The following is a 15,402-nucleotide window of genomic DNA, read 5'->3' as shown; positions in this document are numbered from 1 at the left end:
GCATTCTGCCTATGTCAGGCATCGCGAGCTTTCGATTATTGGAAAAGTCATTGTGATCTGGACCGAACCGCGCGGCATTGAAGTTGCACTCTGCAAGCCCCTAATGTCACCGCATGATTGAGCTCAAAGACCTACAACTGCTGACGGCGCTGGCCCGACACCAGCATTTCGCCAAAGCTGCACAAGAATGCGGCATGTCGCAGCCTGCCTTCTCGATGCGGATCCGCAACCTGGAGGACAAGTTGGGCGTGTCCATCGTGCGGCGCGGCAACCGGTTTCAGGGTTTGACAGGCGAAGGCGAGCTGATCGTGGCGCGGGGCCGGTCGCTGCTAGATGACGCCCGGGCGCTGGAGCAGGAGATCGCGGCGGCCCGCGGGCAGGTTACTGGCACGCTGGATCTGGGTGTGGTGCCGACGGCCACCAGTTTCGCGGCGCGGTTGGTCAATCGGCTGCAACAAGCCCACCCGCGCATTCTAGCTCGAATCAACGTGATGTCTTCGGCGGCCATCCAGCAGCGTCTATTCGAGGGAACGCTGGATGCGGGGCTCACGTATATGGACTCCATCGAACAAAATCTTGTGATCAGGCAGCCGCTTTACGATGAACGCTATGTGGTTCTGGCGCCGGTCCGCTTGGTGGCGCAGATCGCTCTGCAGACGGGCGCGGGCGCCGGTGAAATCAGCTGGGCACAGGCTGCTGAACTGCCGCTGAGCCTCTTGGATCAATCGATGCAGAACCGGCGTATTCTGGACTGGATCTTTGCCGAGCAGGGGCTGCGGCCCGAGGTCTTGTCGGAATCCAGCGGCTTTATGTCCGCTATTATTATGGCGCGTGAGGGGCTTGTGGCTACCATCCTGCCGCAAGCGCTGGCCGATGCGCTGGGCCCGATCGAAGGAACCCGGGTGCTGCGGCTGGAGGCGCCGGAACAGGCGCGGCCGATCTGCATGGCCACGCTGGACCGCCAGCCCGAGCTGACCACGGTCCGGGCGCTGAGGGACGTGGTTGCCGCCTTTGAACAATAAGTCTTCGTTATCGTGCCTTATGAATATGCGATTTGACGATATTCACAGCTGATGAAATGCCAAAGCGCATGGCACCAGCGAAGTGGAGATCAACGTGGCACCGTTGGACAATAGCAAGGGCGTATGGAAATCCGGCAAGGGCAAGGGACGCAAAACCCCCAAGGGTCGTCAGCTTGACGATCAGGCCCACGAGGAAGTCTTGGCACTTCTGGGGGACCGCCCCCGCAATCGCGATCTTCTGATCGAATTCCTGCATCTCATCCAAGATGCGTATGGCTGTCTCAGTGCGGCGCATATCCGGGCGCTGGCCGAGGAAATGCGCACCGGTCAGGCCGAGATCTATGAGGTCGCCAGTTTCTACGCACATTTCGATGTGGTGAAGGAAGGCGAGACCCCGCCGCCTGCGCTGACCATCCGGGTTTGCGACAGCCTGTCCTGCGAACTGGCCGGTGCCCAGCAGTTGCAAAAAGCGCTGGAGGATGGGCTGGACCCGTCCGAGGTGCGTGTGCTGCGCGCGCCTTGCATGGGCCGTTGCGACACGGCGCCGGTGCTGGAGATCGGTCACAATCACATCGATCACGCCACCGCGGAAAAGGCGATTGCCGCCGTTCACGCCGGTGACACGCACCCGCAGATCCCCGATTACCAAACCTATGCCGAATATGTCGCCGATGGCGGCTATCGCATCCTTGCCGAGCTGCGCGCGGGCGGCGACTGGGAAGCGGTGCAGGACAAGGTGCTTGAGGCCGGTCTGCGCGGTCTGGGCGGCGCCGGTTTCCCCTCGGGCAAGAAATGGGGCTTTGTGCGCGCCAATCCCGGTCCCCGCTATCTGGCCGTGAATGGCGATGAGGGAGAGCCCGGCACGTTCAAGGACCGTCACCATCTTGAGCGCGACCCGCATATGTTCCTTGAAGGCATGTTGATCGGTGCCTGGGCGGTCGAGGCCGAGAAAGCCTTTCTCTATATGCGCGACGAATATCCGGCGGTGCTGGAAATCCTGCGCCGCGAGATCAAGGCGCTGGAAGATGCTGGTATTGTCGAGGAAGGCTATATCGATCTGCGCCGCGGGGCAGGGGCCTATATCTGCGGCGAAGAAAGCGCGATGATCGAAAGCATCGAAGGCAAGCGCGGTGAACCGCGCCACCGCCCGCCGTTTGTGGCGCAGGTGGGGATCTTTGGTCAGCCGACGCTCGTGCACAATGTCGAAACCCTCTACTGGGTGGCGCGCATCTGCCGGTTTGGCCCCGAAGTGCTGAATTCGGTTGAAAAAAACGGTCGCAAGGGGCTGCGCAACTACTCCGTCTCGGGCCGGGTCAAGAACCCCGGTGTTCATCTGCTGCCCGCAGGTTCCACCATCGCTGATATCATCGAGGCTGCGGGCGGTATGCTCGATGGCCACGCCTTCAAGGCCTATCAGCCGGGCGGTCCGTCCTCGGGTCTGTTGCCAGCGCATATGGACGATATCCCGCTCGATTTCGACACGCTGCAACCACATGGCACATTCATCGGCTCGGCTGCCGTGGTGGTCCTGTCCGATCAGGACAGCGCCCGCGAGGCCGCGCTCAACATGCTGCGGTTCTTTGAGGATGAAAGCTGTGGCCAGTGCACCCCCTGCCGGGCTGGCTGCGAGAAGGCGGTAAAACTGATGCAGGCCGACAAGTGGGATCAGGGCCTTTTGGAGGAGCTGAGCCAGACCATGGTCGATGCCTCTATCTGTGGTCTGGGCCAGGCCGCGCCGAACCCGATCCGCCTGACCATGAAACATTTCCCGGAGGAAATCTGAACATGATCCTTCAGTTGATGTTCCGCCCGGCGGGTAACGCCGGACAGCGCCCGACCCGCCCCCATGGGCGGGCGCTTCACGCCCACCCCGGGTCGGGCACTTCCCTATTCTCATCTTCGCAAGCCAAGGAGATCTGAGCCATGTCGAAGCAAATCACCTTTACCCTCGACGGCGAACAGGTCACCGCAGATGCGGGCATGACCATCTGGGAAGTCGCGAACGGTCGCGGCCTGAAGATCCCACATCTGTGCCACAAGCCGCAGCCGGGCTACCGCCCCGACGGCAACTGTCGCGCCTGTATGGTGGAGATCGAAGGCGAGCGCACGCTCGCAGCTTCCTGTATCCGCGAACCCGCCGAGGGCATGGTTGTCACCACCAACAATGCGCGCGCCGAAAACGCCCGCAAGATGGTGATGGAACTTCTGGTGGCCGACCAACCCAAGCAGGAAGAGGCGCACGATAAGTCCTCGCACCTGTGGGATATGGCCGAGCTGAACGGAGTTTCGGAGTCGCGTTTCCCCAAGCTGGAAGAGGGCCGCATTCCGCTGCTCGATGACAGCCATGTCGCGATGAGCGTGAACCTTGACGCCTGTATTTCCTGCGGCCTCTGCGTGCGTGCGTGCCGCGAAGTGCAGGTGAACGATGTCATCGGTATGGCCGGGCGCGGTCACGATGCCTATCCGACCTTTGATATCGCCGACCCGATGGGCGCGTCCTCCTGCGTGGCATGCGGCGAATGCGTGCAGGCCTGCCCGACCGGTGCGCTGATGCCCGCCTCTGTGGTGGACGAGGCGCAGGTTGGCGACAGCAAGGATTACGATTCCGAAACCGAGAGCGTCTGCCCCTTCTGCGGCGTCGGCTGCAAGGTCAGCCTCAAGGTGAAGGACGGCAAGGTCAAATACGTCGAGGGCATCAATGGCCCGGCGAACGAAGGCCGCCTCTGCGTGAAGGGCCGCTTTGGCTACGACTACATCCACCACCCGCACCGCCTGACCAAGCCGCTGATCCGTCGCGACGACGCGCCGGCCAAGGGGCTGAACGTCGATCCGGGCAACCTCTCCACCCATTTCCGCGAAGCGACTTGGGAAGAGGCGCTGGATCTCGCGGCCAAGGGGCTGATCAAGCTGCGCAACGAGGATCCGCGCAACGTTGCGGGCTTTGGCTCGGCAAAATGCACCAACGAAGAAGCCTATCTCTTCCAGAAGTTCATTCGCCAGGGTTTCAAGCACAATAACGTCGATCACTGCACCCGTCTGTGCCACGCCTCCTCGGTTGCGGCGCTGATCGAAAACGTCGGCTCCGGTGCGGTGACCGCCAGCTTCAACGAGATCGAAAACGCCGATGTGGCGATCATCATCGGTGCCAACCCGATCGAGAACCACCCGGTGGCGGCCACCTACTTCAAGCAGTTCACGAAACGCGGTGGCAAGTTGATCGTGATGGATCCGCGCGGTGTCGGCATGCGCCGCTACGCGACTGAGATGCTGCAGTTCCGTCCCGGGGCGGATGTGTCGATGTTGAACGCGATCATGAACGTGATCGTCGAGGAGGAGCTCTACGACAGCCAGTACATCCACCGCTGGACCGACAACTGGGCCGCCGAGAAAGAGCATCTGCGCCAGTTCACCCCTGAGAAGATGAGCGAAATCTGCGGCATTCCGCCGGAGCAGCTGCGCCGCTTGGCCCGGATGTTCGCTGGCGCGCAATCTGCGCTGATCTTCTGGGGCATGGGCGTCAGCCAGCATATCCACGGCACCGACAATTCGCGCTGCCTGATCAGTCTGGCGCTGATGACCGGGAACGTCGGGCGTCCGGGCACGGGCCTGCACCCGCTGCGCGGTCAGAACAATGTGCAAGGTGCATCCGATGCCGGCCTGATCCCGATGTTCCTGCCGGATTACCAGACGGTGACCAGCGACGAAGTGCGCAGCTCCTTTACCGATGTCTGGGGTGGCGGCGACTTCTCGAACGAGAAGGGCCTGACGGTGACGGAGATCGTCGATCAGGTCTATGCGGGCAATATCAAGTGCATGTACATCCAGGGTGAGAACCCGGCGATGTCCGACCCCGACGCGGATCACGCGCGGGAGGCCTTTGCTAAGCTGGAACTGATGATCGTGCAGGATATCTTCCTGACCGAGACTGCGAACTTTGCCGACATCATCCTGCCCGCCTCGGCCCTTTACGAGAAGAACGGCACCGTCTCGAACACCAACCGGCAGGTGCAGCGGGTCCGCCCGGCTGTCACCCCTCCGGGTGAGGCGCGCGAGGATTGGTCGATCACCGTCGATCTGGCGCAGCGGATCGGTCTGCCCTGGACCTATACCGATGTGTCCGAGGTCTTTGCCGAGATGAAGCTCAACATGAAATCGCTCAACAACATCACCTGGGAGCGGCTGGAGAACGAGACCGTGGCCTACCCGTCGCTGTCGCCCGAGGACCCGGGCCAGTCGGTGGTGTTCGGCGATGGCTTCCCGCGCGAAGGTGGCAAGGCAATGTTCACGCCGGCGGCAGTGATCGCCCCGGATGAGGCGCCGGATGATGAGTATCCGATGATCATGACCACCGGCCGCCAGCTGGAGCATTGGCACACCGGAGCGATGACCCGCCGGTCGCTGGTGCTGGACGCGGTAGAGCCGGAAGCGAACTGCTCGCTGCATCCGAAGACCCTGCGCAAACTGGGTGTCGAGCCCGGCGGCATGGTGCGTCTCTCCACCCGGCGCGGTTCGATCAAGATCATGGCGCGCGCCGACCGGGCCGTGTCCGAAGATATGGTCTTTGTGCCTTTCGCCTATGTCGAGGCGGCAGCCAACGTGCTGACCAATTCGGCGCTGGACCCCTACGGCATGATCCCCGAGTTCAAATTCTCGGCGGTCCGGGTCGAAAAGGCGGAAGAGCAGATCGCGGCCGAGTAATCCAGCCAAATGAGACTGTTACCGGGCGCAATGTCATCCACATTGCGCCCGGTTTTATTTGTATGGGTTAGCCCAACAGGGTGATGGCCCCGTTGCCCGCGGCCTGACGCAGGCCGTGCACTTCTTTCAACTCTTCATCGTTGATCCAGCCGAGCGCAGCCTCGGTGCTGTCGAATTCCAGGATCACGCCGACCCCGGTTTCGTCACGGGAGCCTTCAATCACCCGCTGCTGCGGGGAGGAGGTCACGACCCGCACCCCGTGTTTTGCAAGCGCGGCGCCTGCTTTTTCGCGATAGGCGGCAAGGCTGTCCGGGTTGGTGATGGGCAGATTGACATAGGCATAGACCATGATGCGTTTCCTTCTGTGGAGTGGTCGGTTTTGCGACCCGTGTTTCAACCCGTGCTGAATGCCCGGCGGTGCGGTGTAGAAAAACGCGTGAATTTCGACATTGGACATGCAAAAAACGCACGCATGAAGATCACATGGGATGATATGCAGACCGTTCTTGCGCTGGTGCGCGGCGGCAATCTGGCCGCTGCGGGCGCTCAGCTGGGGCTGACCTATACCACCGTGGCGCGCCGCATCCGCCGCGCCGAGGAGGCGCTGGGTCGTCCGTTGTTCGAACGCCGCCCCGAGGGCTATCATCCGACCGAAGAGGCGCATGAAATCGCTGCGGCCGCCGCCCGAATGGAGGCCGAGGAGCAGGCGGCGATGCGGCGCCTGTCGGGCCGGGCGCAGGATCTGAGCGGCCCTTTGAGCCTCACCGCGCCGCCCTTGCTGATCCAGACCTTCCTGGCGCCGCTTTTGGCAAAGTTCACGGCCGCGCACCCACAGTTGGAGCTGACCGTCAGGGCGGCCAATGGCGTTCTGGATCTCGCCCGGCGTGAGGCTGATCTGGCGCTCAGGATCAGTCGCCACCCGCAAGAGACGCTGGTGGGGCGCAAGCTTGCCGAACAGCAGAGCGGGTTTTTCGCGCTGCCCGAGATCGCCGAAGCGGCGGCGCGCGATCCGCAGGCACCGCTGGAATGGGTGCTTTATGCGGGGCACGATGCGCCGCCCGCCGCCGCCAGCAAGATCCATCCCGATATACGGGTGCGGGCACGGCTTGATGATATGCCCAGCATGATTGCGGCGGCGCTGGCGGGGATGGGTGCCCTGCGTATGCCCGTCTTCCTTGGGCGCGCCTATCCGCAGTTGGTGCCGCTGCCGCAACTGCCGGTACAGCCTTACGCACCGATCTGGTTGCTAAGCCACCGGGACCTGCAAGGATCGGCCAAGGTCACGGCGCTCAAGGGCATTCTGGAACCTTGGTTTCGAGACAACAGAACCCTGTTCTCATGCCTGCCCTGAGGCGCTAGCATCGCGGCAGATTTCAAAAAGGATTTCCCATGCCGCGCCGATTTGTCGATCTTTCCGTTGCTCTAGAAACAGGTATCCAGTCCGACCCAGAGATCATGCTGCCGCAGATCGAATACCTTTCTCACGATCAGACCGCTGAACAGGTGATGAGCTTTTTCCCGGGGCTGAAACGGGAGGATCTTCCCGGCGGTGAGGGCTGGGCGATCGAACGGCTGCAGATCGCCACCCACAACGGCACCCATCTGGATGCGCCCTATCACCATCATTCCACCATGAATGGCGGGGAGCGGGCGATCACCATCGACGAGGTGCCGCTGGAATGGTGCATGGCGCCGGGGGTAAAACTGGATTTCCGCCATTTCGACGATGGCTATGTGGTTACAGCCGCGGATGTGGAGGCCGAGCTGGACCGGATCGGCCACGAATTGCAGCCGCTTGATATCGTGGTGGTCAATACCTCGGCCGGGGCGCGCTATGGGCATCCCGATTACCTGGTGCGGGGCTGCGGCATCGGGCGGGAGGCGACGCTGTACCTGACCGAACGGGGTGTACGCGTCACGGGCACGGATGCCTGGAGCTGGGACGCGCCCTTTCCGCTGACGGCGCAGGAATACGCAAAATCGGGCGATCCCGCGATTATCTGGGAAGGGCACCGCGCCTCGATGGAGGTGGGCTATTGCCATATGGAGAAGCTGACCAACCTTGACCAGCTGCCGCCCACGGGATTCGAGATTTCCTGCTTTCCCTTCAAGATCAAGGGTGCCTCTGCCGGGTTCATTCGGGCGGTGGCGATCTTCAACGACTAAGGAACAGCGCGCTGTTCAGCGATGGCGCGCCATGAAGCGGTCGATGTCCTTTTGTGCGGGCTTCTGGCCGGTGAAGACCTCCATATAGCCCGGCATCCGCGCCAGACGCTGGGCCGCGTCCTCGTGCACCTGCATCGAGATATAGCCGATCTGAGTGTAGATCATGGTGAGTGCGCGGATCTCGGCGTCCTCGGGATCATACCCGTACCGGATCAGCATATCGGTCATCGCCCTCTTGCGGCGAGCATCGGCCAGATCCAGTCGGGCCTGTAGCGACGGGTCGCTGCGCGCCCAGTTGCGGATCGCCAGATCCAGCCGGGAATCGAACAGATCCGGGTCTAGCCAGCAATCAAAGAGGTTGAACACCGCCTCGAACAGATTCTCCGCATAGGCTTCGGTGCGGGCGACCAGATTGCCGGTGTTCTTGTCCTCCCAGTGGCGGATCATCGCCTCCAGCAGCGCCTCGCGATCCTTGAAATACCAGTAGAAACTGGTGCGCGAGACCCCCAGTTTTTTCGCCAGCGGCATGATCTTCACCGCGCCGACGCCATGGGCGGTCAGCTCTTCATAGGCGGCCATCAGCCAGGCATCCGCGCTGCTGGTCTGCTGGGAGAGTTCTGCAAGGGTCTGAGAAGCGTTCATGGTATTTTGCATAACAGCGACATCCTCGTGACGCAATCAAAGTTGACGTATGTGATTATTGAATTAACACTTATGTCAACTGATGATGTCAATTCGATAAGAGGAGGTCGCACAGATGGCAGAGGTGGCAGTCAAATCGCGGGGTCGGCGGGCGCGCCGCAGCGCCGGGCGCACGGCAGAGCCGGGGCAGAACGAACACCTGCGCGTGCCCTATATCAGCCGCAGTATCCCCACCTATGACATCCTGTCCGAGGAGAGTCTTGCGCAGATCGAGGCCACCGCCGAGCGTATCATGTCCGAAATCGGACTGGAGTTCCGCGACGATCCCGAAACCGTTGCCCTGTTCCGCGCAGCGGGCGCCGAGGTGACCGATCTGACCGCCAGCAGCTGGAATCTGAAATTTGCCCCCGGCATGATCCGGGAGATTCTGAAAACCGCGCCCGCGCGATTCACCCAGCACGCCCGCAATCCCGCCAACTCGGTTGAGATCGGCGGCGATGCCATGGTGCTGGCGCCCTCTTACGGCTCTCCCTTCGTGATGGATCTGGACAATGGCCGCCGCTACGGCACCATCGCCGATTTCCGCAATTTCGTGAAACTGGCGCAGATGAGCCCCTTTCTGCACCATTCCGGCGGCACCATCTGCGAGCCAACCGATATTGCCGTCAACAAGCGGCATCTGGATATGGTCTATGCCCATATGCGCTATAGCGACCGGGCCTTCCTGGGCTCGATCACCGCGCCCGAGCGTGCCGAGGACAGTATCGAGATGTGCCGCATCCTGTTTGGTGCGGATTTCGTCGATCAGAATTGCGTCGTCATGGGCAATTTTAACACCACCTCACCGCTGGTGATCGATGGCGTCACCTCGCAGGGGATCCGTGCCTATGCGGCGGCGGGGCAGGGGTCGATCCATCTGCCCTTCCTGCTGGGCGGGGCAGTGGCGCCGCTGACCATGGCCGGGGCGCTGGCGCAATGCCTGGCCGAAACCATGGTGTCCTGCGCCATCACCCAGCTGGAGCGTCCCGGTGCCCCGACCATTCTGGGCTCCTTCATCAGCTCCATGTCGCTGCGGTCGGGCTCTCCCACCTTTGGCACACCGGAACCGGCGCTGGCCTCGCTTGCCATGGGGCAGCTGGCGCGCCGTCTGAACCTGCCCCTGCGCTGCGCCGGGAACTTCTCAACCTCGAAACTGCCGGATGCGCAGGCGATGCAGCAGGCGATGATGTCGATGATGTCGGCGGTGCAATGCGGCGCGAATTACATCCTGCACTCGGCGGGCTTCCTCGACGGGCTTTTGTCGATGTCCTACGAGAAATTCATCCTTGATACGGACCTTTGCGGGGCGCTGCATGCCTATCTGAACGGGTTCGAGGTCAACGACGACACGCTTGGGTTCGACGCTCTTGCCGAAGGCGGCCCCGGGCAGCACCTGTTTTCCACCCAGCACACCCTGCGCCATTACCAGACCGCCTATTGGGATAGCGCGGTGGACGATCACCAGCCTTGGGAAACCTGGGATGAAAAGGGCGGCGTCGATGCGGCCTCCCGCGCCAACGCCCGCTGGAAGGCACAGCTGGCCGCTTATGAGGCGCCTGCCATGGATGAGGCCACCGATGAGGCGCTTCAGGCCTTTATCACCCGGAAGAAAGCCGAGGTCCCCGATGCCTGGTATTAAAGCCGACACTGAGGCCTTTTCCTGAACCCGTTTCCGTTTCACCATTGACCTGACCACCCCGCAACAGATGCCCGCAAGGAGAGCGCCAAGATGTCCAATGATCCGCTTTTGCAGCCCTACCAACTGAAACACCTCACCCTGCGCAACCGGATCATGACCACCAGCCATGAACCGGCTTATCCGGAGGATGGCATGCCAAAGGAACGCTATGCCGCCTATCACGCCGAACGGGCCAAGGCGGGTGTGGCGCTGACCATGACGGCGGGGTCGGCAGCGGTGTCCAAGGACAGCCCACCGGTGTTCAATAATGTGCTGGCCTATAAGGACGAGGTGGTGCCCTGGATTCAAGCGCTGACCGACCGGGTGCACGAACATGGCGCGGCGGTAATGATCCAGCTGACCCATCTGGGGCGCCGCACCAACTGGAACAAGGGCGACTGGCTGCCTTCGGTCAGCTCCACCCGCCACCGCGAACCGGCGCACCGGGCCTTTCCGAAACTGGCCGAGGATTGGGATATCGAACGGATCATCACCGATTTCGCCGATGCCGCCGAGCGGATGAAGGCAGGCGGCATGGATGGTATCGAATTGCAGGTCTACGGGCACCTTCTGGATCAGTTCTGGTCGCCGCTGACCAATGATCTGGATGGTCCCTATGGCGGCGCGAGTCTGGAAAGCCGCATGAAATTGCCGCTGGATGTGCTTCAGGCGGTGCGCGACCGGGTCGGCGAGGATTTCATCGTCGGCCTGCGCTACACGGCGGATGAGGATCAGGCAGGTGGCATCACCCCTGAAGAGGGGCTGGAAATCTCCAAACGCCTCTCTGCCACCGGCATGGTGGATTTCCTCAACGTGATCCGGGGGCGCATCCATACCGACCCGGCGATGACCGACGTGATCCCGGTGCAGGGCATGGCCGCCGCGCCGCATCTTGATTTTGCCGGGTCGGTGAAACAGGCCACCGGCATGCCCACCTTTCACGCCGCCCGTATTCCCGATGTGGCCACGGCGCGCCATGCGGTGGCCTCGGGGCTATTGGATATGGTGGGGATGACCCGCGCCCATATGGCCGACCCCCATGTGGTGAAAAAGATCATGGAAGGGCGCGAGGAAGACATCCGGCCCTGCGTCGGCGCCACCTATTGTCTCGACCGGATCTATCAGGCGGGGGATGCCTTGTGCATTCACAACGCTGCAACGGGTCGCGAGCTGACCATGCCGCATGACATTCCGGCGGCGACGCAAAAGAAGAAGGTTGTCATCATCGGCGCCGGCCCTGCCGGATTAGAGGCAGCGCGTGTTGCCGCCGAGCGTGGTCATGACGTAACTGTGTTCGAGGCTGCCGCCGATCCCGGTGGGCAGGTCCTGCTGACGGCGCAAAGCCCGCGCCGACGCGAGATGATCGGTATTATCGACTGGCGCATGGCGCAGTGCGCGGCGCGTGATGTGACCTTCCATTTCAACACCTGGGCCGAGGCGGCGGATGTCACCGCCCTCAACCCCGATGTGGTGATCGTCGCCACTGGCGGTCTGCCCAACGGCCACCTGTTTGAGGTCAAGGAGGAAGCTGCCAACGTGATTTCGGCTTGGGATCTGATTTCGGGCGATGTGAAGCCTGCGCAGAACGTGCTGATCTATGACGAAAGCGGCGATCACCCCGGCCTGATGGCGGCCGAGGCTGCGGCTGCCGCAGGCAGCACGGTCGAGGTGATGACGCCGGATCGTGTGTTCGCACCGGATATCATGGCGATGAACCTGGTGCCTTACATGCGTAGCCTTCAGGACAAGGATGTGCGCTTTACCGTGACGCGTCGTCTGCTTGATGTGGCGAAGAACGGCAATGTGCTGACTGCCACCATCGGCACCGATTACAGCGATCACAGTTATACCGCCGATTATGATCAGGCGGTGGTGAACTATGGTACCCTGCCGCTGGATGATCTCTACTTCGATCTGAAGCCGCTCAGCCGCAATGGAGGCGAGCTGGATCACGAGGCACTGATCGCAGGTGCGCCGCAGGATGTGACGCGCAATGCAGATGGCACCTTCCAGCTGTTCCGCATCGGCGATGCGGTGTCTGCCCGTAACACCCATGCGGCGATCTATGATGCCCTGCGCCTGATGAAGGACATCTGATATGCGGATCGGCGTCATCGGCACCGGCACCATCGCGGGCGCGGTGGTGCGTGGTATCGCAGGCGACGGGCATCAGATCACGGTCTCCGAGCGCAGCGCGCATGTCTCCGCCGAACTGGTAGGCGCCTTTGACAACGTCTCGGCTGCGCCCAACCAGCAGGTTCTGGACCAGAGCGATGTGATCTTTCTGGGGCTGATGGCGGAGGCTGCGCCGGACATTCTGGCGCCGCTCACCTTCCGCGCAGATCAGCAGGTGATCTCCTTCATGGCGGGCGCCGATCTGGCACGGGTGGGGGAGCTTGTCGCACCTGCGCGGGCTTCGGCGGTGATGATGCCCTTTCCGGGCATCGCACAGGGCGGCTCTGCCATCATGGCGCTGGGCGACATCGAACTGGTCAACGCTCTCTTTGGTGCCCGCAATACCGTATTTGCCCTCAAAGATAGCGCCGAGTTGGACGCCTATCTCTGCGCACAGGCGGTGCTGTCGCCGGTGGCGCGCATGGTGGGCGATGCGGCGGACTGGCTGGGCACGCGGGTCTCGGACCCCGCACAGGGCGAGGCCTTCCTGCGGATGCTGGTGGCCACCAGCCTTGCCGAGACAGGCTGTGCCGATCTGATTGCGGCGCTGAATACGCCGGGCGGCTATAACCAGCGCCTGCGCCAGCATATGGAGGCCGCCGGGATGACCGGCGACCTGATAGCAGGACTGAACGATCTGGAGGGCTGAGTCATGACGACCTTTCCGCATATCTTTCGCCCCGTAACCCTGCGCCACAAGACCCTGCGCAACCGCATCGTCTTTGGCGCCCATACCACAAACATGGCCCATGGTGGCCTGCCGGGGGAGGCGCATTCGCCCTATTATCGCGAACGGGCGCTGGGCGGCGCGGCGATGATCGTGGTCGAACCGATGCCGGTGCATGCCGCTGCGGTGCTGACGCGCGGGAATTTCCTCCATTCCAGCGATGAAGTAATCCCGCATTTCCGCCGCCTGACCGAAGCGGCGCAGGCCGAAGGCGCGGTGATGATCCAGCAGCTCTATCACGTGGGCGCCCACGGCGATCAGGACAATTCCTGGCACGCGGCCTGGTCGCCCTCGGGCGGGCCCAGCTTTCACGACAGTGACGCCAGCCACGCCATGAGCGAGGCAGAGATCGAAGAGAGCATCGAAGGGTTCGTTCAGGCGGCCATCCGTTGCCAGAAGGCGGGTTTTGACGGGGTCGAGGTCTGGGCCGCCTATCATTGCCTGCTCGATCAGTTCTGGACCCCCTTTTCCAACCAGCGCGATGATCGCTGGGGTGGCAGCCTTGAAAACCGAACGCGCCTCTCGCGCACGATCCTGCACCGCATCCGCCGCGCCTGCGGTGAGGACTTTATTATCGGCCTGTCGGTCAATGACGAACCGGGGGTGGATGTGGCGCTCAGCCGTGAAAGCATGGCCGAGATCATCGCCCTGCACGACAGCGAAGGTGCCATGGACTATGTGACCGTTGGCTCCGGTTCCTATTTCGATTTCGCCCGGTTGCTGCCCAGCTTTCAGCACGGGGAGAAGCTGACCTCGGATCTGGCCGGAACGCTGAAGGCCGCTGTGCAGCAGGCCCTTGTGACATCCGAAAGTCATATCCGCACGCCGGAGAATGCCAATACCCTTCTGGGCGCGGGAGAGGCAGATCTGGTGTCCCTGGTGCGCGGCCAGATCGCCGATCCGCATCTGGTGGCAAAGGCCGAAGCGGGCAGGGCGGAAGACATCCGGGGCTGCCTGTCCTGTAACCAGCAGTGTTGGGGCAGGCGCAGCCGGGATTACTGGATTTCCTGCCTGGTCAATCCATCCGCCGGGCGAGAGCATGACTGGGGCGGTGATCGCTTCACCCCGACGAGCGATCCGAAAAAGGTGCTGGTGGTCGGCGGTGGTCCCGCCGGGCTGGAGGCTGCCCGGGTTGCGGCCGAGCGTGGCCACCACGTGACCCTGGTCGAGGCGGCTGCGCATCTGGGGGGGCAATTCCATCTGGCTGGTCTGCAGCCACGCCGGGGGCAGATCACCGATCTGATCAGCTGGTACGATCGCCAGCTCACTCGTCTGGGCGTTGATGTCCGGCTCAACACCTATATGGATGCGGAGGACATAAAGGGCGAGGGCGCCGATAGGGTGGTCCTGGCTACCGGCAGCCAGCCGCCGGAGACCGGGTTCCAAAAGGCCCTACCGCATCTGGCCCACCTGCCGGGGATCGAACACGGCCACGTCTGGTCCGCCGAGGATGTGATGGCCCGCCGTGCCCGTCTGGGCCAGGAGGTGATCGTCCTGGATGAAGGCGGCAACTGGCGCGGCTGCGGCACCGCCTGGCGGCTGGCCGAAGACGGGCGCCGGGTGACGCTGGTGACGCCGGACCCGATGGTGGGCAAGGAGCTGCAGCGTTCGGCCACGGATCTCCACCTGCGCCGCGCACTGGCGGAGCTGGGTGTCGCCTTCGTGACCGAGGCCGCCATCGCAGGCTGGGACGGGCAGGGCGCGACGGTGACCTGCCTGCTGACCGGCTCGCAAAGGGCCATTCCGGCCGACGATTTGGTAATGGCGGTCCCGAACCATGCGGATATGTCTCTGCGGGACGAGTTGATCGGGCTGGGTGTTACGCCGCAACTCGTCGGTGATGCCGATGCGCCCCGGATGGCGGCGCAGGCAATTTTCGATGGTCGTCGAGTCGGTTTGGCCCTCTGACCGGCTCTCGTCCGGGCGATTCCCATCCGATTCCAACCCGATTCAGGTGTGATTCAACGGTGCTCTGTGGATAACCCTGTGGAGGACTAAGCGTCCCTCGCCGAGTGTGGGCGAAAGGGCCTGCAAAAAGGAGAAGATACCGCTCAATAGCACATCGGGGCCAGATTTATACGTAGTCTAAGGAATTGATTTTTTTAGGTATTGTGGAAAAATTCCCGTTTTTTCGGTTTTTGTTGATTTTGGGGTTGCGGGTATTTGGAGTTGGGACTAGAACCCCCTTCACCGGCGGCGCTGAGGCGCTACGGGGCGCGGCGGAGACGCTGATGACGGATCGGAAAGACGGTTGA

The 15,402-nt window shown here is 62.5% G+C and carries 12 protein-coding genes; 10 read left to right on the top strand and 2 right to left on the bottom strand.

Annotated features, from left to right (window positions below; genetic code table 11):
* Window positions 1-113: 113 nt before the first annotated feature.
* From SM763_RS18870 to fdhF, 4 genes are all read left to right on the top strand, one after another.
* On the top strand, window positions 114-1,022 hold the full coding sequence (locus SM763_RS18870) for a LysR family transcriptional regulator (RefSeq protein WP_368999416.1): 909 nt from the start codon (window positions 114-116) through the stop codon (window positions 1,020-1,022).
* Between the two features lie 94 nt (window positions 1,023-1,116).
* Window positions 1,117-2,805, top strand: coding sequence for an NAD(P)H-dependent oxidoreductase subunit E (locus SM763_RS18865; protein WP_368999415.1), 1,689 nt, complete (start codon window positions 1,117-1,119; stop codon window positions 2,803-2,805).
* A 2-nt stretch (window positions 2,806-2,807) separates the two neighbouring features.
* Window positions 2,808-2,942: a hypothetical protein gene (locus SM763_RS18860; protein WP_368999414.1), complete on the top strand. Its 135-nt coding sequence runs from the start codon at window positions 2,808-2,810 to the stop codon at window positions 2,940-2,942.
* A gap of 3 nt (window positions 2,943-2,945) precedes the next feature.
* Window positions 2,946-5,720 carry a formate dehydrogenase subunit alpha gene (gene fdhF, locus SM763_RS18855; RefSeq protein WP_368999413.1) on the top strand — a complete coding sequence of 925 codons (2,775 nt, stop codon included), beginning with the start codon at window positions 2,946-2,948 and terminating at the stop codon, window positions 5,718-5,720.
* Window positions 5,721-5,787: 67 nt separating this feature from the next.
* Here fdhF and SM763_RS18850 read toward each other — a convergent pair whose 3' ends face one another.
* Complete coding sequence (locus SM763_RS18850; protein WP_368999412.1) at window positions 5,788-6,069, bottom strand: DUF1330 domain-containing protein; 282 nt, start codon at window positions 6,067-6,069, stop codon at window positions 5,788-5,790.
* A gap of 144 nt (window positions 6,070-6,213) precedes the next feature.
* Between SM763_RS18850 and SM763_RS18845 the strand changes: the two genes are divergently transcribed.
* Together SM763_RS18845 and SM763_RS18840 are read left to right on the top strand one after the other, a co-directional pair.
* A complete protein-coding gene (locus SM763_RS18845; protein ID WP_368999411.1) occupies window positions 6,214-7,071 on the top strand; it encodes a LysR family transcriptional regulator in 858 nt (285 codons plus the stop codon).
* Window positions 7,072-7,109: 38 nt separating this feature from the next.
* Complete coding sequence (locus SM763_RS18840) at window positions 7,110-7,886, top strand: cyclase family protein (RefSeq protein ID WP_274867112.1); 777 nt, start codon at window positions 7,110-7,112, stop codon at window positions 7,884-7,886.
* 15 nt (window positions 7,887-7,901) lie between these two features.
* Here SM763_RS18840 and SM763_RS18835 read toward each other — a convergent pair whose 3' ends face one another.
* The gene (locus SM763_RS18835; RefSeq protein WP_274869708.1) at window positions 7,902-8,540 is read right to left on the bottom strand and encodes a TetR/AcrR family transcriptional regulator; all 639 of its coding nucleotides are present in this window, start codon (window positions 8,538-8,540) and stop codon (window positions 7,902-7,904) included.
* Window positions 8,541-8,643: 103 nt separating this feature from the next.
* Here SM763_RS18835 and SM763_RS18830 point away from each other — a divergent pair, with 103 nt between their 5' ends.
* From SM763_RS18830 to SM763_RS18815, 4 genes are all read left to right on the top strand, one after another.
* Entirely contained in the window at window positions 8,644-10,206 is a 1,563-nt protein-coding gene (locus SM763_RS18830) for a trimethylamine methyltransferase family protein (RefSeq protein ID WP_368999410.1), read from the top strand.
* Between the two features lie 90 nt (window positions 10,207-10,296).
* Window positions 10,297-12,342 carry an oxidoreductase gene (locus SM763_RS18825; RefSeq protein WP_368999409.1) on the top strand — a complete coding sequence of 682 codons (2,046 nt, stop codon included), beginning with the start codon at window positions 10,297-10,299 and terminating at the stop codon, window positions 12,340-12,342.
* Between the two features lies 1 nt (window position 12,343).
* Window positions 12,344-13,069: an NAD(P)-binding domain-containing protein gene (locus SM763_RS18820; protein ID WP_368999408.1), complete on the top strand. Its 726-nt coding sequence runs from the start codon at window positions 12,344-12,346 to the stop codon at window positions 13,067-13,069.
* 3 nt (window positions 13,070-13,072) lie between these two features.
* The gene (locus SM763_RS18815; protein WP_368999407.1) at window positions 13,073-15,055 is read left to right on the top strand and encodes an oxidoreductase; all 1,983 of its coding nucleotides are present in this window, start codon (window positions 13,073-13,075) and stop codon (window positions 15,053-15,055) included.
* The last annotated feature ends 347 nt before the right edge of the window (window positions 15,056-15,402 follow it).

The organism is Pseudophaeobacter sp. C1-32P7 (assembly GCF_041008775.1).
GTDB classification, from domain to species: Bacteria; Pseudomonadota; Alphaproteobacteria; order Rhodobacterales; family Rhodobacteraceae; genus Phycobacter; species Phycobacter gallaeciensis_A.
Note: the sequence above shows the minus strand (reverse complement) of the source record. Positions and strands in the feature narration are given on the sequence as shown.